The 20,833-nt window shown below is 73.8% G+C and carries 17 protein-coding genes and 1 riboswitch; of the genes, 6 read left to right on the top strand and 11 right to left on the bottom strand.

The window, feature by feature from the left end:
• Window positions 1–66: 66 nt before the first annotated feature.
• Together BS72_RS28920 and BS72_RS28915 are read left to right on the top strand one after the other, a co-directional pair.
• Window positions 67–1,020 (top strand): hypothetical protein, encoded by a 954-nt coding sequence (locus BS72_RS28920; RefSeq protein WP_037914767.1) that lies wholly within the window; start codon window positions 67–69, stop codon window positions 1,018–1,020.
• Between the two features lie 412 nt (window positions 1,021–1,432).
• Window positions 1,433–2,986, top strand: a complete 1,554-nt coding sequence (locus BS72_RS28915) for an APC family permease (RefSeq protein ID WP_037914766.1) — start codon at window positions 1,433–1,435, stop codon at window positions 2,984–2,986.
• 148 nt (window positions 2,987–3,134) lie between these two features.
• Here BS72_RS28915 and pspAB read toward each other — a convergent pair whose 3' ends face one another.
• The 4 genes from pspAB to BS72_RS28895 form a co-directional block, all read right to left on the bottom strand.
• Window positions 3,135–3,692, bottom strand: a complete 558-nt coding sequence (gene pspAB, locus BS72_RS28910) for a PspA-associated protein PspAB (RefSeq protein WP_037914765.1) — start codon at window positions 3,690–3,692, stop codon at window positions 3,135–3,137.
• Window positions 3,692–4,597: a zinc metalloprotease HtpX gene (htpX, locus tag BS72_RS28905; RefSeq protein ID WP_037914764.1), complete on the bottom strand. Its 906-nt coding sequence runs from the start codon at window positions 4,595–4,597 to the stop codon at window positions 3,692–3,694. The genes pspAB and htpX overlap by 1 nt, the downstream gene beginning before the upstream one ends.
• 243 nt (window positions 4,598–4,840) lie before the next feature.
• Entirely contained in the window at window positions 4,841–5,794 is a 954-nt protein-coding gene (locus BS72_RS28900) for a quinone oxidoreductase family protein (RefSeq protein ID WP_037914763.1), read from the bottom strand.
• 176 nt (window positions 5,795–5,970) lie between these two features.
• Window positions 5,971–7,122 (bottom strand): citrate synthase/methylcitrate synthase, encoded by a 1,152-nt coding sequence (locus tag BS72_RS28895; protein WP_037914762.1) that lies wholly within the window; start codon window positions 7,120–7,122, stop codon window positions 5,971–5,973.
• 121 nt (window positions 7,123–7,243) lie between these two features.
• Here BS72_RS28895 and BS72_RS28890 point away from each other — a divergent pair, with 121 nt between their 5' ends.
• The gene (locus tag BS72_RS28890) at window positions 7,244–8,788 is read left to right on the top strand and encodes a citrate/2-methylcitrate synthase (RefSeq protein WP_078901715.1); all 1,545 of its coding nucleotides are present in this window, start codon (window positions 7,244–7,246) and stop codon (window positions 8,786–8,788) included.
• On the opposite strand, the gene BS72_RS28885 is transcribed toward BS72_RS28890, so the two are convergent.
• Window positions 8,775–8,999, bottom strand: a complete 225-nt coding sequence (locus tag BS72_RS28885; protein WP_037914761.1) for a hypothetical protein — start codon at window positions 8,997–8,999, stop codon at window positions 8,775–8,777. The genes BS72_RS28890 and BS72_RS28885 overlap by 14 nt on opposite strands.
• A 121-nt stretch (window positions 9,000–9,120) precedes the next feature.
• Here BS72_RS28885 and trxA point away from each other — a divergent pair, with 121 nt between their 5' ends.
• Both trxA and BS72_RS28875 read left to right on the top strand, forming a co-directional pair.
• Window positions 9,121–9,498, top strand: coding sequence for a thioredoxin (trxA, locus tag BS72_RS28880; RefSeq protein WP_037914760.1), 378 nt, complete (start codon window positions 9,121–9,123; stop codon window positions 9,496–9,498).
• Window positions 9,499–9,839: 341 nt separating this feature from the next.
• A complete protein-coding gene (locus BS72_RS28875) occupies window positions 9,840–11,426 on the top strand; it encodes a bifunctional 3'-5' exonuclease/DNA polymerase (protein ID WP_407639029.1) in 1,587 nt (528 codons plus the stop codon).
• A 349-nt stretch (window positions 11,427–11,775) separates the two neighbouring features.
• On the opposite strand, the gene BS72_RS28870 is transcribed toward BS72_RS28875, so the two are convergent.
• The 6 genes from BS72_RS28870 to BS72_RS28850 form a co-directional block, all read right to left on the bottom strand.
• Window positions 11,776–12,753 carry a lysylphosphatidylglycerol synthase domain-containing protein gene (locus BS72_RS28870; RefSeq protein ID WP_063836158.1) on the bottom strand — a complete coding sequence of 326 codons (978 nt, stop codon included), beginning with the start codon at window positions 12,751–12,753 and terminating at the stop codon, window positions 11,776–11,778.
• A gap of 603 nt (window positions 12,754–13,356) precedes the next feature.
• Window positions 13,357–15,261, bottom strand: a complete 1,905-nt coding sequence (locus BS72_RS28865; protein WP_407639028.1) for a ricin-type beta-trefoil lectin domain protein — start codon at window positions 15,259–15,261, stop codon at window positions 13,357–13,359.
• Between the two features lie 265 nt (window positions 15,262–15,526).
• The gene (locus tag BS72_RS28860) at window positions 15,527–16,552 is read right to left on the bottom strand and encodes a LacI family DNA-binding transcriptional regulator (protein WP_198545975.1); all 1,026 of its coding nucleotides are present in this window, start codon (window positions 16,550–16,552) and stop codon (window positions 15,527–15,529) included.
• Window positions 16,553–16,785: 233 nt separating this feature from the next.
• A complete protein-coding gene (locus tag BS72_RS28855; RefSeq protein WP_037914756.1) occupies window positions 16,786–17,553 on the bottom strand; it encodes a class I SAM-dependent methyltransferase in 768 nt (255 codons plus the stop codon).
• A gap of 10 nt (window positions 17,554–17,563) precedes the next feature.
• Window positions 17,564–17,710 (bottom strand): hypothetical protein, encoded by a 147-nt coding sequence (locus tag BS72_RS36860; protein ID WP_157856352.1) that lies wholly within the window; start codon window positions 17,708–17,710, stop codon window positions 17,564–17,566.
• Between the two features lie 272 nt (window positions 17,711–17,982).
• Entirely contained in the window at window positions 17,983–18,972 is a 990-nt protein-coding gene (locus BS72_RS28850) for an enoyl-CoA hydratase/isomerase family protein (protein WP_037914755.1), read from the bottom strand.
• Between the two features lie 286 nt (window positions 18,973–19,258).
• A riboswitch (ZMP/ZTP riboswitch) is annotated at window positions 19,259–19,346 on the top strand.
• A 24-nt stretch (window positions 19,347–19,370) separates the two neighbouring features.
• Between BS72_RS28850 and BS72_RS28845 the strand changes: the two genes are divergently transcribed.
• Window positions 19,371–20,831: a glycine hydroxymethyltransferase gene (locus BS72_RS28845; protein WP_037914753.1), complete on the top strand. Its 1,461-nt coding sequence runs from the start codon at window positions 19,371–19,373 to the stop codon at window positions 20,829–20,831.
• The last annotated feature ends 2 nt before the right edge of the window (window positions 20,832–20,833 follow it).

Genomic DNA, 20,833 nt, shown 5'->3' with positions numbered 1-20,833 from the left:
ACAGCCGCCTACCGGTTGGCTGTTCGCGATCACTTGATGTCACATGCCGTGGAGGGCAGCTCGCGGATGACCCCACCGCCGCCACCCTTCCGCTTCGCCCGCGGCAAGGACGACGTGGCCTTCGACCCCGCGCTCGGCGACGAGGAGCTGGTCGCCGCGCGCGCCGCCCTCAGTCAGGGCCGGTGGACCGAGGTGCGCGCCCTGCTGGCCCGTACCGGCGAGGACTGGGACGCCCGCGGCCACCGGTTGGTCGTCCTGGGTGAGGGCCGGTCCTCGGCCGCCTGGGCCGAGGAGTGGCGCCTGGCGGAACCCGAGAGCGTGGACGCCGCCGCACTGGGCGCCAGCGCGGCCGTCTTCCGGGCGATAGCGGGACGGCAGAGCCCCGAGTCGGCCCGCGCCGCGTGCGTCCGGGCCGCCGACCGCACCCCGCGCGACCCGACGCCGTGGCTGTTCCTGCTGGTGCTCGCCCGCCGCACCGGGACGGACGACGAGCAGGTCCGCGCCTTCGACCAGGTGCGCGGCCGCCACCTCGGCCACCACCACGCCCACCATCTGATGGCCCAGTGCCTGTCGGAGCGTCAGATGACCAATGGGGACGACCCGTTCCACGAGGTGTACGAGTTCGCCGAGTGGGCGGCGGGAGAGGCGGGACGGGGCTCCCCGCTGACCGCGCTGCCGCTGGTCGCTCTCGTGGAGCGGTACCGGGTACTGGCGGGAACGGGCGCCATGCCTCCGGACCCGTCGAGGCTGCCCTACTGGACCAGCCCGCGGGCGCGCACCAGCGTGCGCGCGGCATTCGACTGGTTCCTCGACTGGGACGGCCGCCCCTACCCGCGGCTGGCCGTGGACCTGAACTACCTGGCGTTCGGCAAGTACCACGCGGGCGAGACGGTGGAGGCCGCCGCGCTGTTCAACCGGATCGGCCACCAGGCCACCCGGGTGCCGTGGTCCTACCACGACCGCGACCCCAAGAAGGTGTTCCGGGCCGCGCGCCGCCACGCGCTCGGTCTCGGTTCCTAGCACCACCCACCGCAGTCAGCACCACCCGCACCACCAACGCAGCACCAGCCCGGACCGCCCCATGGCGCGGTCCGGTTCACGACGGCGTACGCCTGTACGACACGCACACCCCTCGCGTCACCGGCACCGCGCGGCCCGTCCGCACCGCCGATGACCGAGAGCTGCGCAGAGTACGACCCCGTACCGCCCGACCAGTTCCACCCGGCACCACCCGTCGCGTCCCCCGCACGGCCGCGTACGGCCCCCGCACGACCCAGCAGAACGGCACCACCAGGAGCACGCGCGAGGCGGAACGTCCGCGCCGCCGGGCCGCGCGGGCCGAACAGCCCTCCGCAGCCGCGGCGGTACGCAGGACGCACCGGAAACACCCGAAACGCCGATAGACGGATATGCCACGGAGGGAACCGCAGCCATGCTGACGGGCAGTACATCTGAGATCAGCACGTTCAAGGGGGAACAGCGCGCGTTGCGTGCGGACCGCATCGGCGCTCCGGCGCTGCTGCTGTCGGTCCTGGCGGCCACCGCGCCGCTGATGGTGGTGGCGGGCGTCATCCCCAGCACGTTCGGCGCGATGGGCATCGTCGGTGTCCCGCTGCTGTTCGTGATCGTCGGCGTGGTGCTGGCACTGTTCAGCTTCGGCTATGCCGAGATGAGCCGCCACGTGCACAACGCGGGTGCCCTGTACGCCTACATCTCGCGCGGCCTGGGCAGCACCATGGGCGCGGGCGCGTCCTATGTGGCCCTCTTCGCCTACAGCATCATGCAGATCGGCACCTACGGGATCTTCGGCTTCGAGATCTCCGGGCAGATCTTCCAGCACTGGCACCACAACGTGGCCTGGTGGATCCCGGCGCTGTGCGGAGTGGTGCTGACGGCCGTCTTCGGCGCCATGAAGATCGACCTGAACGCGAGGACCCTCGGCCTCCTGCTGCTCATCGAGACGGTGCTGACCGTGGTGTTCGACATCAGCTTCCTGAGCGACCCGGGCCCGCAGGGCGTGTCGATGCACGCCTTCAGCCCCGGCGCGCTCAGCGGCGCCGGGCTCGGCACCGCGCTGTGCTTCGTGATCGCCGGCTTCGTCGGCTTCGAGCAGGCGCCGGTCTACGCCGAGGAGACCAGCGACCCGCAGCGCGTGGTGTCCAAGGTGATGTTCCTGGCGATCGGCTTCGCCACGGTCTTCTTCGCCTTCAGCTCCTGGGCGATCACCGTGGCCACCGGCCCCTCGCACGTGGTGGGCCAGTCCCGGCAGCAGTCCGCGAACCTGATCTTCGCCCTCAACGAGGGCCGGCTGGGCTCGACCTTCACCGACGTGCTCAACGTCTTCTTCATCACCGGGATCTTCGCCTCGATGCTGAGCTTCCACAACGTCGTCGCCCGGTACGCCTTCGCCATGGGCCGAGACGGCCTGCTGCCCTCGGCGGTCGGCCGCACCGCGAAGGGGTCCGGCGCCCCGGCGGTCGGGTCGTTCCTCCAGTCCGTGATCTCCCTCGTGGTGGTCGTGGCGTTCGCGGTGACCGACCACGGCAGCTTCTCCGCGATGGGCCCCGACCCGACCGCCCCGGTGCTGCGCCTGTTCACCTGGGCCGGCAACGTGGGCGCCCTGGGCGTCGTACTGCTGATGTGCACGGCGGCGATCGCGGTGATCACCTTCTTCGTCAAGCGCGGAGCGGCCGGTGTCCAGGGATGGCGACTGGTGACGTCGGGACTCGCCGCGATCGGCCTCGCGGTGATCTTCGTCTACTCGGTGAAGGACTTCGCGGTCCTGCTCGGCGCCGACCCCGGCCACGGGCTGCGCTGGATACTGCCGGGCATCATCGCCCTGGCCGCGGTGATCGGCCTCGTGTACGGCTTGGTGCTGCGCAGCACCAAGCCCGAGGTGTACGCGCGGATCGGGCAGGGCAACGAGGCGTTCCAACTGGAGAAGGCCGCGACCGCCGGGGAGGCGGGCGGCGGGCGCTCGGCCTGACCCCGGCTTCTCCCCGCTCCTGCCTTCCCGCCCCTGTCGGCCGGCTCTCTCCGGCCGGCAGGGGCGGTTCCGTACCAGCGCCGGGCCGACGGAACCGCGCGGCGGAGACGCCCCTCCGCCGCCGCGCGGCCGAAGCGACGCGTCCGCGTCAGTCGCCGAGGCCGGGGGCGCCCCACACCGGGAACCAGCGGGAGAGGTCCTCCTCCAACCGCAGGTCGTTGGCGACCAGGGCCTTGACCTGGAGTTCGAGCGCACTGTCCCGCTTCTCCCCCGGCAGCGGGCAGAACGGGTAGAAGGTACCTCGCTTGTACAGGTAGACCAGGGCCATGGAACGGCCCGCGGGGTCCTTGAAGGCGACCAGGGAGCACAGCAGCTGGGGGCCGAAGCCGTTCTGTTCCAGAGTCGAGTTGACCGCGTGCAGGTCCGTGACGAGGTCGGTGGTCTCCTCGGGCGCGTGCCGCGACAGGAGCCAGGTGTAGCCGTAGGAGTCCTGGCTGGTCTCCAGGGGCAGCAGGGCGTGCAGGCCCTGCTGGGCCTCGGCGAAGGCTCCGCCCTCCACCGCCGCGAAGCACACCGAGCCGAGACCGGTCGGGCGCAGCTCGCTGGCCGCCTCCAGGGTGATGGCCGCGGAGCTGAGGCCGAAGAGCTGGTCGAGGTCCGGGCGGACCGGCTTGCTGCGGCCCAGCAGTACGTCCAGCAGGCCCATCAGCGCCGGTCCAGTTCACGGGTGATGTCGGCCAGCTGCTCCAGCCGGCGTTCCAGGGTGGGGTGGGTGGACAGCAGCTTGGAGGTGACCGCGCCGGCTCCGAGCGCCGGGGCGAAGAAGAACGCGTTGAAGGGCTGCGAGCGCCGCAGGTCCTCGGTGGGGATGGCCGCGATCTGGCCGCTGACCTTGGTGAGCGCGGAGGCCAGCGCCGAGGGGCGGCCGGTGAGGTAGGCGGCGGCGCGGTCCGCCGACAGCTCGCGGTAGCGCGACAGCAGCCGGGTCAGCAGGAAGCTGATGGCGTAGACGACGGCGCTGACCAGCGGGATGACGATGAACAGGATGGCGGTGTTCGGGTCGCGGTTGTCGCGGCGGCCCATACCGCTCCACAGGGCGATCCTGGTGATGGTGCCGGCCAGGACGCCGAGGAAGGACGCGATGGTCATCACGGCCACGTCCTTGTGGGCGACGTGCGAGAGCTCGTGGGCGATGACGCCCTCCAACTCCTCCGGCCCGAGGCGGCGCAGGAGTCCGGTGGTGGCGCACACCATGGTGTTCTTCTGGTTGCGCCCGGTGGCGAAGGCGTTGGGCACATCGGTTTCGGCGATGGCGACCTTGGGCTTGGGCAGGTTGCCCAGGGCGCAGATGCGGTCGACGACGCCGTGCAGCTCGGGCGCCTGCTCGGGGGTGACCTCCCGCGCGCCCATGCTGTAGGCGGCGATGCGGTCACTGAACCAGAACTGCGCCACGAACATGGCGGCGGCGATGATGAGGATCAGCGGCCAGGCGCCACGCAGCAGGGCGAGCAGCGCACCGACGAAGACGACGTAGAGCAGTCCGATCAGGAACATCGTGACGACCATGCGGGTCGTCAGTCCCCGGTCGGGCGCGAAGCGGTTGCGTTGCATGGCCCCTCCCGAGTCGTGCTGGGCGCGGATCGCCAGGCCGCGGCCCGACGTGCTCCGTTGCGCGGTTGTGAGTCCAGTGTGCGTCCTGGGCCGTGCCGCCGGATCACCCCGAGTCGGCGCGCGTCGACCCCGGGGCGGTCCGGGGGAACCGTCCACTCGTGGAACGTCCCAGGACGCCGGGGGGTTCCACCGGGACGTACGCCGAACGGGGGAAGCCGTCATCCGGTTCCGTCGCGCGTCCGTTCAGTCGCGGACGTCCAGGACGAGTTTGCCGGTGGTGCGGCGGGCCCTCAGGTCCTCGTGGGCGCGGGCGGCCTCGGCGAGGGGGTAGACACCGCCGATCAGCGGGCGCAGCCGCCCGTCGGCCGTCATGGAGAGCAGTTCGTCCAGCGGCTCGTGGTAGGTGCCGGGCCGGCTCAGCAGACGGGCCAGCCAGAAGCCGATCACGGCCGTCGAGCGGGCCATGAGGCGGGCGGGTTCGACCGGGATCGCCGGGGTGCGGGAGGCCATCCCGTAGGTGACCAGGCGCCCGAAGGGGGCCAGCGCCTCCAGCGACGCGTCGAACACGGGGCCGCCGGTCATCTCCAGCACGATGTCGACGCCCTTGCCGCCGCCTGCTTCCTTCAGCCGCTCCGCGAGGCCCTCCGGCTCGGGGTCCACCGCCGCGTCGGCGCCCAGCTCCAGCGCGAGGTCGCGCTTCTTCGGGGTGGACGCGGTGGCGACGACCCGGCCGGCGCCGAAGAACCGCGCGAGCTGTACGGCGAGCGAACCGGTGCCCCCGGCGCCCGCGTGCACGACGACGGTCTCCCCCTTCTCCAGCCGCCCGGCGGTGCGCAGCAGGTGCCACGCTGTGAGGCCCTGGACGATCATGGCGAGGGCGGGGCCGTCCTCGACGGTGTCCGGCACCTCGTGGGCCAGGGACTCGGGCACGGCGGCGCGCTGCGCGTAGCCGCCGGTGCCCGCGAGCGCCATGACACGGCGGCCGTCGGGTGTGCGGCCGAGGACCTCGCTGCCGGGCACCACGGGAAGGACGGTCCGGGAGAGGTAGCTGTCGTCCACGGCGTGCGTGTCGGCGTAGTTCACCCCGGCGGTGTCCACCTCGACCAGCAGTTGGCCCGGCCCGGCGACGGGATCGGGCAGTTCGACGGGGGTGAGCACCTCTGGGCCGCCGAATTCGGTGATCTGGATCGCGCGCACGGCAGCCGCACCTTCCGTCCGGGTGGCTCCCCGCCTGGCCGGGGGCCTGCACCACCCGACACTACCGACTGGTCGGTTTGGAGTGCACGCACCGTACGCGCGTGCCGTCGCCCGCCGCCCCCCGAAGCGGCCCGGGCGCCCCCGGAGTCCAGGCCGCGCCGGCGCGGCGGGCCGGGTCAGCCGGCCGGGGAGAGCGCGGCCGGCGGCGGGCCGACGTAGCGGGCGAGAGGCCGGATGATCTTGCTGTCCTCCGCCTGCTCCAGGATGTTGGCACTCCAGCCGACCACCCGGGCGCACGCGAAGGTCGGGGTGAACATCCCGCGCGGCAGGCCGCACAGCTCCATCACCACGCCGGCGTAGAATTCGACGTTGATGTGCAGGTCGCGGCCCGGTTTCAGCTCGGCGAGCACGGCCTCGGCGCCCTCCTCGACGCGCAGCGCGAAGTCGACCAGATCGCCGCCGAGGGAGCGGGCGATGCCCTTGAGCATGCGCGACCGCGGATCCTCCGTGCGGTAGACGGGGTGCCCGAAGCCCATCAGCCGCTCGCCGGCGAGCACCTGCTCACGCAGCCAGGAGTCGATCCGGTCCGGCGTCCCTATGGCGTCGAGGGTGTCCAGGGCGCGGCTGGGCGCGCCGCCGTGGAGCGGCCCGGACAGCGCGCCCACAGCTCCGACCAGGCAGGCCGCCAGGTCGGCCCCGGTGGAGGCGATCACCCGGGAGGTGAACGTCGAGGCGTTGAAGCCGTGGTCGACGGTGGAGATCAGGTAGCTCTCGATGGCCCGCACCCGGGCCGGCTCGGGCTCCTGCCCGGTCAGCATGTAGAGGTAGTTGGCCGCATAGGTCAGGTCCTCGCGCGGTTCCACCGGCTCCAGTCCCTGGCCCAGCCGGTGGAGCGCCGTCACCAGGGTCGGCACGGCCGAGCAGGCGGCCAGGGCGTCGGCCAGACGCCGCTCGGGATCGATGTCGTAGAGCGGCCGGAAGCCCGCGGCGGCACCCGTCAGCGACAGGGCGCTGCGCAGCCCGGCGAGCGGCCCGGACAGCGCGGACGCCCGGGCGATCGCCGGCAGCGCCGCGGCCACCTCGGGGGGCAGCCGCCGCAGCCCCGCGGTACGGGCACGGAAGGCGGCGAGCTGCTCGTCGTCCGGCAGGCCGCCGTAGGCCATGAGGTGCCACACCTCCTCGAAGGTGCGCGTCTCGGCGAGCTCCACCGCGGAGAACTCGCGGTAGTGGTAGAAGCCCTCCTCCCCCCTGACGTCTCCGATCTCCGTCTCGGTGACGACGACGCCCTTCAAGCCTCGGGGTACGTCGATGGTGTCCGTGGTCGCCATGGGTCCTCCTCGTGAGCCGTTGACTTGACTCTCCATGATTGATTTATTGATGTCAACGTTGATTTAGGCCCCCGACAATCAACATTGATAGCGACTGGGCACGGGCGGATACGGTGAGGCCATGACGGAGCAGGTCGGCACAGCGGACGACGGTCCCCACCACGACGCGGCAGCGGGCGTCCGGCGCCGTGCCGCCGGCGCGGGGCGCGACGGCGGCACGGCGCCGGAAGGCGGCACGGGCAGCACGGGCAGCACGGGCAGCAGCAGGATCGGCACACGCGAGGCGGCACGCCGGCTCGGCGTCAAGCCGGCGACCCTCTACGCCTACGTCAGCCGGGGCCTGCTCGGCAGCAGTCGGGCACCCGGCGGGCGGGGCAGCACCTTCGACCCCGACGAGGTGGCCGCGCTGGCCCGCCGGGGCCGCGCGGGCGCGGCGGGGACCGCGGCGCCCGGGCAGAGCGTCCCGGAGCCGCCCTCCACCGCGGGCAGCGGCGGCCTCGGCCGGGTGCGGACCGGGATCACGCTGATCGAGCAGGACCGGTACAGCTTCCGGGGCGTGGACGCCGTACAGCTCGCGGCGGTCCACGGATACGAGGAGGCGGCCCTGTGGCTGTGGACGGGGGTGCTGCTGCCGCACACCCGCTTCACCGCGCCGCCCGGTCCCCTGGCCGCGGCCCGGGCGGCGGCGGCCGCGCTGCCGCCGGCCAGCGGTCCTATGGACCGGCTGAGGGTGGCGGTGCCGGCCGCGGCGAGCGCGGACCCGCTGCGCTTCGACCTCTCCGCGGACGCCGTACGCGCCACAGCGCGCGGCCTGGTGGCCGTCCTGGTCGACGCCCTCCCGCCCGCGGCGCACCCGGTGGGAGCACCGTCCGGCGGCGCCGCCCGGGAGGACTCCGCCAGGACTTCGCCCCCAGGGGCGGCGGACATCACCGATGAGGGCAAGGCTCCGGCGGCGCCCGCGGCGGGCGCCGCCTCCACCGGGACGGGCGGGGACCGGCTCGCCCTGCGGCTGTGGACACGGTTGACCCCGGCACCCGCGGACGAGGCCGGGCTGCGGGTGCTGGACGCCGCGCTGACGCTGCTGATCGACCATGACCTGGCCGCCTCGACCCTCGCCGCACGGGTGGCCGCTTCGGCCCGGGCGCACCCTTACGCGGTCGTCTCCGCCGGGCTGGGCGCCCTGGACGGGCCCCTCCACGGGCAGGCCAGCGCCCTGGCCCACCGCGCCCTCACGGCCGTGGCCGAGCACGGCGGGGCCGGTCCGGTGGTCGCTGAGGTGCTGCGCTCGGGGCAGCGCGTACCGGGTCTGGGCCACCGGCTCTACCGCGGCGAGGACCCGCGGGCGACGGCGCTCTTCGCGCTGCTGGAGCGTGACTCCGCGGCGGCCGGAGCGCTGGCCGCGGCCCGCGACTTGGCGGCCACCGCGGCAGCCCGCCACCCTGACCTGCACGCCAACGTGGATCTCGCACTGGCCGTGCTGTCCGTGGCGCACGGGATGCCGGCGGACGCCGGGGAGGCCGTGTTCGCGGTGGGCCGCACCGCCGGCTGGATCGCCCACGCCATGGAGGAGTACGGCGAGCGGCCGCTGCGGATGCGACCGGTGGGCGCCTACGACGGCCCGCCACCCGGGCAGCCGCTGCCGCGTCCCGAGTTCACACCCCGGTGAGGCGCGGCACCCTGCCGACGAGCTCCGCCCACTCGTGGTCGGTCTGCCCCGGGACCATGCGGCCCGCGGACTGCCACTGCCTGACGAGAGCGGCGAACAGGGGCGCGTCCGGGGCCTGCAGAAGCGTTACGCCCTGGCTGCCGCGGGCGGACCCGGCACCGGCTCCACCGCTGGCGGTGAGGTCCTGGCGGACCCACTTCGTTGCTGCCATGAGCCGTTCAACGACCGCGGCCCGACCCGCGCCACTACGTCGGCACGCTCCACACTCGAACGAGTGACAGATGTGCCGCACGGCGCCGGAATTTCCGCTCGCGACCGTCCGTTGTGTGGTCATGAGCACTGTGGAGCTGACCAAGGAGAACTTCGACGAGGTCGTGTCCGACAACGACTTCGTCCTCATCGACTTCTGGGCCGCCTGGTGCGGGCCGTGCCGGATGTTCGCACCGGTCTACGACAAGGCCTCGCAGAAGCACGAGGACCTGGTCTTCGCGAAGGTCGACACCGAGGCCCAGCCGGAGCTGGCCGCCGCGTTCCAGATCCAGTCGATCCCGACGCTGATGATCGTCCGCGACAAGGTCGCCGTCTTCGCCCAGCCGGGAGCGCTGCCCGAGCCCGCGCTGGAGGACGTGATCGCGCAGGCCCGCGCCTTGGACATGGCCGAGGTGCACAAGGCGGTGGCCGAGGCGCAGGCGGGCGGCGCGGCGCAGTGACGTGCCGCGGCCGTCGGCCGTAAGGGCCCGGTAGCTCCCTGCCGGGCTCCGGGCCTCTGGGCCGTGGGAGGCCGCGTCGGCGGTCGCACTGCGGTGCTGTCCGTCCCGCGTGTGCCTGAAGGCGGGTCGGCCAGGCATCACGGCTGACAGTCGTGACAGGAAGCGACGCATCGTGACGTGGCGCGACAGGGCGTACGGGCGTGTCGGCGCCCACGGGCGGCGTTGTCGGCGGCGGCGCCTAGGGTCGGTCCTGTGGAGAGCGAGACGGCGGTGGTGCCCGACCCGGTGGGCACGGGCGGTCGGCTGTGCGGATAGGAGCCGACGGCCGGTCCTCGGGTGCCGTGGTCCTGGTGCCCGATCTCGCCGCGGAGGTGGCCCGGCGGGAGGCCGCCGGCGCGCCGCGCTGGGTGTGGGCGGCCACGGACGAGACGTACCCCCGGCTGCTGGAGAACGGGGCGGTACGTCCGGCGCGCTGCCACGACGTGAAGCTGACCGAGTCGCTGCTGCTCGGCACCGAGGGGCGCCACGGCCGCCCCCGCTCCCTGGGCGCCACGTGGGCCCGGCTGCACGGGCTCCCCGAGCCTCCCGACCCGCCGGAGCAGGGTGCGGGCGGACAGCCGGGGCTCTTCACCCCCGACCGGGACCATCTGCCGCCGGGCGTGGACCCGCTGGAAGCCCTGCTCCAGGTGCGCGTCGCCCAGCGGCACCGTGTCGGATCGGCGCCACAGCCGGAGCGGCTGCGGCTGCTGGTGGCGGCGGAGTCGGCGGGTGCGCTGGCCGCGGTGGAGATGGGCCGCGACGGGCTGCCGTGGAGCGCGGCGGCGCACGACGAGCTGCTCACGGGGCTACTGGGGCCGCGCCCCGCCGGAGGGGCCCGCCCGGCGGTCCTGAACGATCTGACCCGGCGCATCCAGGACGCGCTGGGCCGCCCCGTCAACCCCGACTCCCCCGCCCAGGTGCTGCCCGCGTTCGCCCGGGTCGGTGTCCACCTGAGTACCACCCGCTCACACGAGCTGCGGCGCGTCGAGCACCCCGCGGCCGCGCTGCTGCTGCGCTACAAGGAGCTGTCCCGGATGCACGCCGCGCACGGCTGGGCCTGGCGGGAGGCGTGGGTGCGTGAGGGCCGGTTCCGGCCCGAGTACGTGGTGGGCGGCGTGGTGTCGGGCCGATGGGCGACACGGGGTGGTGGCGCCCTGCAGATTCCGCGGCTGCTGCGCGGTGCCGTGGTGGCCGACCCGGGGTGGCGGCTGGTGGTGGCCGACGCGGGCCAGTTGGAGCCGCGGGTGCTGGCCGCGATGTCCGGCGACAGGGGGCTGGTCCGGGCCGCGGTGGCGGGCGACCTCTACGCCGGACTGGCCCGGGACGCCTTCGGCGGCGACCGGGCGCGGGCCAAGATCGCGCTGCTGGCCGCGATGTACGGGCAGACCAGCGGCGAGGCCGGGCAGCTGCTCGCGGTGATGCGCCGCCGGTTCCCCGCGGCGCTGGCGCTGGTGGAGGCCGCCGCCCGCACCGGCGAGGCGGGCGGCACCGTCCGGTCCCAGCTGGGACGTACCTCCCCGGTGCCCTCGGCGAACCGTTTCCTCGACGAGGACGCCGATCCCCAGGAGGGTGCGAGCCCCGACCCTCGCGCCGCACGTACCTGGGGACGGTTCACTCGCAACTTCGTCATCCAGGCCAGCGCGGCCGACTGGGCGCTGGCCACCCTCGCGGCCCTGCGGCGGCGGCTGGCCGCGCTCGGTCCCCAGCCGCGCCTGGTCTTCTTCCAGCACGACGAGGTGATCGTGCACACCCCGGCTGGACTCGCCCCGGCGGTGCGGGAGGCCGTGGAGGCGGCCGGGGACGAGGCCCGCCGGCTGGTCTTCGGCACGACGCCGGTGCCCTTCCCGCTCGAAACCCGGGCGGTCGAGTGCTACGCCGAAGCGAAGTAGGCCGGGGCCGTACCGCGGCTCGTTTGCCGTACCACGGCTCGGGCGGTGGTTGCGGCGGGGCCGGGGCCCGCTCGCCCGAGGCTCACCCGTCAGAGGCCGGCCGCCTTGGGGGGAGCGACGCTACCGGGCCCGAGGCTCTCGGTCGGCGCGGAGGTCCTCTGTGTCCTGGAGGCGGAAGACTTCGAACGGTTTCGACGAGGTCCACGAGCGTGTCTCGCCGGAGTTGACGATGGTGCCGCCCTCGGGACCGGTGGACGAATCCCTCCCGCACGTCGACGGCGGCGAGGCGTGGTTCCGCTGGTCAGGCCCGAGGCACGTGGACACCGACGGTCTCCGGACCACCCGGCGCCTACAGGTCGCCGCGGCGGAGCAGGAGGGTCAGGACGAGGCCGCCCGGCAGCAGGGGCAGCCAGGTGGTCAGCAGCCGGTAGCCGAGTACCGTCGAGGTGGCCGTGACGCCGCCGGCCCCCGCGGTGACCAGGGCGAGCGCGAGGGCCGCGTCGAGGGAGCCGAGTCCGCCCGGGGTGGGCAGCCAGCCCGTCGCGGTGCTGGCGCACAGGTAGGCCACCATCGCGCCGCTGGCCGGCACGGGCGCGTGCACCGCGCGCACGACGGCGACGACGACCAGGCCGTGCATGAGGGGGAAGGCCAGCGCGCCACCCCACAGCGCGGCGATCCGGGCCCGGTTGCGGTGCACCTCGCGCACGTCCAGGACGACGGAGGCGACGAATCCGCGCAGCCGCGCCCCCAGCCGCCGGGCGTGGCGCAGCAGCAGGAAGAGCCCTGCCGCAGCCGCGACGGCGCCGACGGACAGCAGCACCGGATGGCCCGGCAGCGCGGGCCGGCGGGAGACGACGCGGCGGATGTGGAGCGCCCCGGGGAAGGTGACCAGCGCCACGAGCAGCAGCACCAGCCGACCGGTGACGGCGGCCGCGGCCCGCACCGCGAGGGCGGCCAGCGCCCGGCTCGGGCTCAGCCCGCGGCGCACCAGGAAGCGCAGGCTGACCGCGTTCCCGCCGACCCCCGCGGGCAATACGTGGTTGGCGGTGGACGCGGCGAACTGCGAGGCCAGCAGCTTGCCGGGGGGCAGCCGTTCGACCACCGCGCCCTGCTGGGTGACGGCGGAGCAGACCCAGGTGAGCCCGGCTGCCACGCAGGCGGCGCCCAGCCACTCGCCGTCGGCGGAGCCCAGCCGGCCCGCGCCGGAGCCGATCAGCGACCACTTCGCGGCGAGCAGGGCCGCCACGGCCGCCAGCGGCAGGATGACGGCGGCCGAGCGGACCGGCGCGCGCTGCCAGACGGCGCCCTCGTTGCGTACGGCGGACACGGGAACTCCTCGGCACGGGGGGACGGCCCGTCCAGGCTAGGGCGCCCGATCGCACTGTCCCACCACCACAGGGCCACACGGGTCAACGCGCCGTGGAACATCAGCCGACAGGAGGGTGCCGCGCCCCCGAAGGGGGCTCGCGCCGCCACAAGCACGCCCTCCCGACACCTGTGGGCGCCCCCTTCGCCTGCCCGTTCAAAGGGATCGGAGCGAAGACAACGGGCCTGTGGGATGACTGACGCCACGCCACCCATGCCTCCGGGCAGCGTGGTTGGCAGATCGACGTTCCCGCCCGGCGCACCGGCCGTGGACGGCGGGGGCCGTCGGTCCGTGCGTGTGCGCGCACGGACCGACGCCCCCCTGCGCCACTGGCGTCACCGGCCGCCGTGGGGTGTCCCGTTGCCGGCGGGTGCGACGCCGCCGGCGCGGACGCCGGTTCCGCCCTCTTCCCTGTTTCCCCTGTTTGCCCGTCGTCCCCTGTCTGCCCTGTTTCCCGTCTCCCTGTCCCGGTGGCGCCGTTCTCCTGGCGCCCCTCCCCCCGCTTCCTTCTGTCTGGCCGGGCGGCGCTGAGAGGTCCGCCGCCCGGCCGCTTCGGGGCAGTGGTCAGGCGGCGGGCGCCGTCCACTGCTGGTTGGCGGCTCCGGTGCAGCTCCAGATCTGGAGCCGGGTGCCGTTGGCGGAGCTGGGTCCGGTGGCGTCCAGGCACTTGCCCGAGCCGGCGTTGACCAGTGTGCCGCCGCTGCCTCGTGTCCAGCTCTGCGCGGCGGTGCCGTTGCAGTCGTACAACTGCACCGGCGTGCCGTCCGCGGTACCGGCGGACGTGACGTCCATGCACTTGCCGAGTGCCTGGAGGGTGGAGCCGGAGGCGGTCCACTGCTGGGCGCTGGTGCCGTTGCAGTCGTAGAGCTGTACGGCGGTACCGTTCGCGGAGTTGGCGGCGGCGACGTCGGCGCACTTGCCGCCGTAGCCGGTGATGGCTCCGGTGTGACCGGTCGTGGCGGTGCCGCTCTGGGTGCCGGCCCAGGTGAAGGTGGCCGACGCGCCGGCCGGCATGGTGTAGGCGAACGACTCGTTGCCCCAGTTGACCCGCAACTGCTGCGGTGAGGTCGACTCGTTGTAGGCGATCAGCGCCTTGGAGCCGTCGGGGTTCTTCCACGCCACGTTGCGGATCGTGGAGTTGTCGTTGGAGCTGATCCGGTGGGCGCCGGGCTTCACGAACTTGGTGAGCTGGCCCATCGTGTAGTACTCGATGGTGTAGTCCACCTGCCCGCTGCGGCTGTCGCCGTTGTGCACGGTGACCAGGCCGGTGCAGGTGCCGCAGCCGCCGTTGTGCGGGCCCATGTTCTGGTCGACCGCCAGGCTCCACTTGACCCAGCTCTGCCCCCAGTTGCGGGTGTAGTCGATCAGGTTCTCCATGTCCTCCTTCTGCTGGTCGGCGATCCAGGTGCCGCCGGAGTGCTCGGTGTCGAAGGAGGGGACGTCCGGGTACTCGTTGTGGATGGTGGTCTGCTCGGTGACGTCGCCCTCGTACCCGTGCCAGGCGATGCCGCCGAAGTTGGGGTCGGTGCGGATGCTCGCGTCGTCGAGGGTGGGCGCGGCGTAGCTGTCGTAGGAGTCCGGGTTCCAGTCCAGGGCCAGCACCTTGGTGGACAGCCCGGCGCTGTGCAGGGCGGGCAGCAGGTCGTTCTTGGCGAAGTAGGCCAGGCCGGAGCCGTTCCACTGGGCGCCGGGGTAGTCGCCGCCGACGGTGGGCTCGTTCTGCTCCGACACGTAGTCGATCGGCACGCCGGCCGCCTGGTACGCCTGGATGTACTTGACGAAGTACTGCGCGAACGCGGCGTAGTACTGGGACTGCAGCCAGCCCTGGACGTAGCTCCCGTTGTCCTTCATCCACGGCGGCGGGGTCCAGGGCGTTCCCATGACCTTCAGGCTCGGGTTGAGCTGCTTGGCCTGCTTGGTCAGCGGCAGGATGTCGGCCTGGTCGTGGGCGATGGAGAAGTGCGCCAGGGTGGGGTCGGTCTGGCCCGCCGGCAGGTCGTCGTAGGTGTAGCTGGAGCGGGCCAGGTCGGATGCGCCCATCGGGTTGCGCAGGAAGTCGATGCCGATGCCGTTCACCGGGTCGAAGAGCTTCTTCATGACCTGGTCCCGGGTGGTGGCCGACAGTGCGCCGCTGGAGTTCATCAGCCAGGCCGCCGTGTCGGTGAACGACGCGCCCGCGCCGGTGAACTGCTGGTACTGCGTGTTCTCGTCGACGGTCACCTGCTGGCCGGAGCCGCCGGTGCCCGCGCCGAAGGCCAGGGGAGCCTGCTGCTCCAGCCCCTTGGCGACGGTGCGGCCGCCGGAGTCGCTGGTGGTGGTCAGGTAGACCTGGACGCTCTCACCTGCGGCGTGCGCGGTGGCCGGCAGGGCGGCCATCGGGGCGACGGCCGCCGCGGCGGCGGTGAGCGTCCCGACGAGGGTGCGCCGCAGACGGGTTCTCCCCGCGCGGGGGCGCGGTGCTGCGCTCATAGCTCGCTGCCCTTCTCGAAGAATGACATGGACCTGACATATATATGCCTGTAGCGCAGCCGTGAGAACAGCGGACAACCGTGTGGCGAGGGGGTCCACGCGCTTGTTCCAGCGTGTTTCACGGCTTATGTCGTGACGTGATTCAACTCGCGCCCCACAAGGGCGTCAAGGCTTCCGACGCGGGCCGGACGAATGAAACGCCGTGTAACAGCAGCGGGTTCAGGACGGGCCTGGGAGCGGAGGGAGCCACGGAGCAGGCCGGTCCTCAGCGCGGGGCCGGAGCGGTGCTGCCGCGCGGGACGAGGACCGGTGGGTCGAGCAGGGTGTCCGGCACCCGCCCCCCCTCGATCCGGGCCAGCAGCGCCACCGCCGCCCGCTCGCCGTACTCCGGGACGCGCCGGCTCACCGCGGTGAGCGCCGGATGGACCAGGCGGCACAGCGCGCTGTCGTCCCAGGCCACCAGCGACAGTTCGCGTGGCACGGCGACGCCCATCTCCTGCGCGACGCCGAGCGCCGCGACGGCCATCACGTCGTTGTCGAAGACCACGGCGGTGGGCCGCTCGGCGCCCGACAGCAGCCGGCGCGTGGCTCGGGCGCCCTCCTCGCCGGAGTAGTCCGTGTACAGGCACGGCACGCCGTGCAGTCCCAGCTCGTCCGCGACGGCGGCGAAGACCTCGCCGCGTTCGCGGGTGTGGACGAAGTGCCGGGGCCCGGCCACGCGGGCTATCCGCCGGTGGCCCATCGCGGCGAGGTAGGCCAGCGTCTCCCGGACGGCGGCGCCGTCGTCGAGCCACACCGACGGTACCGCCGAGGTCCCCGCCGCGTGGCCCACCACGACCGCCGGCAGGCCGAGTTCGGCCAGGAGCTCCGGCCGGGGGTCGTCCTCGCGCAGGTCGACCAGGAGCACGCCGTCCACCCGGCGCTCCCCCCACCAGCGACGGTACGCGGCCGTCTCGGCACCCGCGTCCTCGGTGACCTGGAGCAGCAGCGCGGTCCCGGCGTCCGCGAGGCCGGCCTCCACTCCGGAGATGAGCTGCATGAAGAACGGCTCGACGCCCAGCACCCAGGCGGGCCGGTCGACCACGAGGCCGACGGCGCCGGAACGGCCGTCGGACAGGGCGCGGGCGGCGCTGCTCGGATGCCAGCCCATCCGGCCGGCGATCTCCAGGATGCGCGCCCGGGTGCGGTCCGAGACCCCGGGCTTGCCGTTCAGCGCGTAGGACACGGCGCCCTTGGAGACACCCGCGGCCTCGGCGATGTCGGCGATGGTGGGACGCTTCAAGGGGCTCATGCTGCCTCGGGGGGTGGCAAGGGCCCGCACGGCGCGGGCGGTTCTGGCGGACCGGCCCGCCAACCCTAACAACGGCGCCCGGCGGGCGGGCAGGGCCGGTGGCGCTCCCGCCCGCCGGGCGGTCCCCGCGCGGCCCAACCGGTTCAGCGGCAGGGGGCGGCCGCCGATCCCCGCCGGCCTCCACCGTCGGCCGGTCAGCCGTCGCGGCCCGCCCCCCCGACCGCCGGGTGCGCTCAGCCGCCGCGTACCGCCGAGATCTCCAGCCGGACGTAGTCCACCACCGGCTCGGCGAGCCGGGCGGCGACGGCCTTGACGAACCCTTCGCGCTCGCCCTCGGGCATGGCGTCCAGGTGGGCGCCGAGGACCACCGTGGCGAGGAACGCCTCCAGTTGCTCGCCGGGCTGGAGGACGGCCGGGTCGGGGCGCAGCGAGACCTCGATGTCCGTGAAGCCGGCCGCGGCCAGCCGCTCACGGGTGTCCTCGACGCCCGCGAACTCCCAGCTGTCGGAGGCGGATTCGTCGCCTTCCCCACCGCGGCCGGCGACCTCGGCGACGGCGGCCTTCACGGCGGCGATGTTGCCGCGCCCGCCGCAGTCGGAGATCAGCGGGGCGCCGGGGCGCATACGGCCGGCCAGGGCGGCGAAGAGCGCGGCGTGGTCCTCGATCCAGTGGAAGGCGGCGACGCTGAAGACGGCGTCGACCTCGCCGTCGAAGGGCAGCGGCACCTTCGTCAGGTCCCCGTGCACGACCTCCACCTGGTCCAGCCGGCCGGCCAGTCGCACGCGCAGCTCATCCAGCATGCGGACAGAACCGTCCAGGGCCACCACCCGGCCCTCCGGCAGCCGGTCGAGCAGGCCGACGGTGTCCCGCCCGGTGCCGCATCCGGCGTCGAGCACCCGCTCGTCACCGCGCAGCGGGAGCCGGGCGAGCGTGCGGCGGCCCCATCCCAGATGCGGCAGCGGCAGTGAGTCGTAGGTCTTGGCGTCCCATTCCCTGGGCATGACGCTCCATTCATCCGACGGCGTTGTCGTCGTTCTCGGCGCCGTTCTCAGCGTTCTCGGCGTTGTCGGCGTTCTCGGCGGCGCCGTACCCGGCCGCCGCCTCGTTCGCGCGCGGCTCGCGGTCGAGCACGGCCGTCGCCGCGGTTCTTCTGCGCACCCGGGCCGGCCATGTCGGACTCCGGAGCCGGGGCGCCCTCCTCCGCCAACGGTACGCCGCATGTCCCGCATCCTGACACGGGCGTCTCATATACTGAACATGGGTGCTGAACGGCGCACTCCCGGGGGCCGGCCGCCTCGCAGGGCGGGAGCTGCCACAGGCCGCTGCGGGGGCGTGCCGGGGCACGACGGAAGCAGCCGGGGGACGGGCGGCGTCGACGTACCGGGTCGCGCGGCTCCTTCTTACGTCCCCGGCCCCGGCTTCCCGCTGCCTCAGACCGGGAACGGCAGGCTGCTGGTCCAGACGGGGGCGCGGTCGCGGTCGACGAGTGCCGCGCGGACGCCCTCGTGGAAGTCCGGCTCACGGGCGGTGCGGCAGGCCAGCTCCAGCTCCGTGGCCAGGCAGTCCCGGAGGGACGGCGCGGCCGCGCCGGAGGACAGCACGTCGAAGGTCGCCACAAGGCTCATGGGACTGGCCCGGCGCAGCGCGTCGAGCGTCTCCTCGGCCCAGGCCCGGTCGGCGCGCTCCTCGGCGAGCCGGTGGAAGACCCCCGCGAGGTCGGGTGCGGTGAAGCAGCGGGCGATCGCCTCCCGGTGGCCGGCGAGCTCCGACGGGGGCGCGGGGCGGGCGAAGCGGTCCAGCACCGCCTGCGGCCGCACGCCGTCGGCTCCGGTCAGCGCCTCCTCCAGGGCGGCCAGATCGGCGGCGGGTACGAAGTGGGTGGCCAGACCGCACTCCACGGCGGCGGCACCGGACAGCCTTGCCCCGGTCAGGCCCAGGTACCAGCCGACCGCGCCCGGCAGCCTCGGCAGGAACCAGCTGGCGCCGATGTCGGGGAAGAAGCCGATGGCGGTCTCGGGCATGGCGAGCGTGGCCCGTTCGGTGGCCACCAGAGCCGAGCCGTGCACCGACACGCCGAGGCCGCCGCCCATGGCGTAGCCGTCGACGAGCGCCGTGCAGGGCTTGGGGAAGTCGGAGATCGCCAGGTTCAGGCCGTACTCGGCGGTGAAGTAGGCGCGTACGGCGGCGTCGTCGCCGAGCACCCCGGCCTCACGCACGGCGCGGATGTCACCGCCGGCGCAGAACGCCTTCGGGGAGGTGCTGCGGACCACCACGGCCCGCACGGAGTCGTCGTCGTGCCAGGCGCGCAGCGCGTCCCGTACCGCCGTGACCATGGGGAGGTCGAGCGCGTTCAGGGCGCGCGGCCGGTCCAGTTCCAGCACCGCGACCCCCGCGCCGCCGACCCGTGCGTTGACGCTCACCCGGCCGCCTCCTCGTTGTCGTCCCCGTGGGCCCGGTCCGGGCCCTGCGCCCGGTCCCGCGGCGGACTCCTCGCCTTGCTCCCGACCCGCCCGTGACGCTGCGGACGCCGCACCACCGCCGGAGCCCGCCGCACCGCCATCCAAGCACCACGCCGCGGCGTGCCGCGCCCAGGGCCCCACGGAGCCTCCGTTCCTCGCGGAACGCGGATGCCGGACTCCGCGTGCCGGCGGCGCGAGGGCGCGAGCGTTTCCTGTTCGCACGCGCCCCCGCAGGATTGGTACGCTCACGGCGGGCCGTGACTGGCGCGCTGGGATGGGGTCAACCATCAGGGAGCGGCCCGTTCGACCGTGTGCCGTGCGCCTGGGCCGTCCCGCAGCCGTCACCCTAAGGACATCCCATGGCCGAGAGTTCCGCCGTACCCTCCTCCGCCGGCGCCGCGCAGACCGCCTTCCGCAGCGCCCTGGACGTCGTCCGGGAGGTCGAGCCCCGGGTGGCGGACGCCATCGCCGCCGAGGTCGCCGACCAGCGCGAGATGCTGAAGCTCATCGCCAGCGAGAACTACGCCTCCCCCGCCGTGCTGCTGTCCATGGGCAACTGGTTCAGCGACAAGTACGCCGAAGGCACCGTCGGCCGCCGTTTCTACGCCGGCTGCCGCAACGTGGACACCGTCGAGTCGCTGGCGGCCGAGCACGCCCGCTCGGTCTTCGGCGCCGCGCACGCCTACGCGCAGCCGCACTCGGGCATCGACGCCAACCTCGTCGCGTTCTGGGCGGTGCTCTCCCAGCGGGTGGAGTCCCCGGCGCTGGCGAAGGCGGGCGTCCGGCAGGTCAACGACCTCTCCGAGCAGGACTGGGCGCAGCTGCGCGCCGACTTCGGCAACCAGCGGATGCTCGGCATGTCCCTGGACGCGGGCGGCCACCTCACCCACGGCTTCCGGCCGAACATCTCGGGCAAGATGTTCGACCAGCGCAGCTACGGCACCGACCCGGAGACCGGGCTGCTCGACTACGACGCGGTGCGCGCCACCGCCCGCGAGTTCCGGCCGCTGATCATCGTCGCCGGCTACTCGGCCTACCCCCGGCTGGTCAACTTCCGCCTCATGCGGGAGATCGCGGACGAGGTCGGCGCCACGCTGATGGTCGACATGGCGCACTTCGCCGGCCTGGTCGCGGGCAAGGTGCTCACCGGCGACTTCGACCCGGTACCGCACGCCCAGATCGTCACCACGACCACCCACAAGTCGCTGCGCGGCCCGCGCGGCGGCATGGTGCTGTGCGACGACTCGCTGGCCGAGCACGTGGACCGCGGCTGCCCGATGGTCCTGGGCGGCCCGCTGCCGCACGTGATGGCGGCCAAGGCGGTGGCGCTGGCCGAGGCGTCCCGCCCGGAGTTCCGCACCTACGCGCAGTCGGTGGTGGACAACGCGCGGGCGCTGGCGGAGGGCCTGCTCGGCCGCGGCGCGAAGCTGGTGACCGGCGGCACCGACAACCACCTGGTGCTGATCGACACCTCCACCTACGGGCTGACCGGCCGGCAGGCGGAGGCCGCGCTGCTGGACGCGGGCATCGTGACCAACCGCAACTCGGTGCCGCAGGACCCGAACGGCGCCTGGTACACCACCGGCATCCGGATCGGCACGCCGGCGCTGACCACCCGCGGCCTCGGCACCGGCGAGATGGACGAGATCGCCGGCCTGATCGACACGGTGCTCTCCGGCACGACCCCGGCCGCCGCGGCCAAGGGCGGCACGTCGAAGGCCAACTACGTCCTGGACGAGAAGGTGGCCGACCAGGTGTCGCGGCGCGCCGCCGACCTGCTCGCGGGCTTCCCGCTCTACCCGGGGATCGACCTGTCCTGACC

The organism is Actinacidiphila yeochonensis CN732 (assembly GCF_000745345.1).
GTDB lineage: Bacteria > Actinomycetota > Actinomycetes > Streptomycetales > Streptomycetaceae > Actinacidiphila > Actinacidiphila yeochonensis.
Note: the sequence above shows the minus strand (reverse complement) of the source record. Positions and strands in the feature narration are given on the sequence as shown.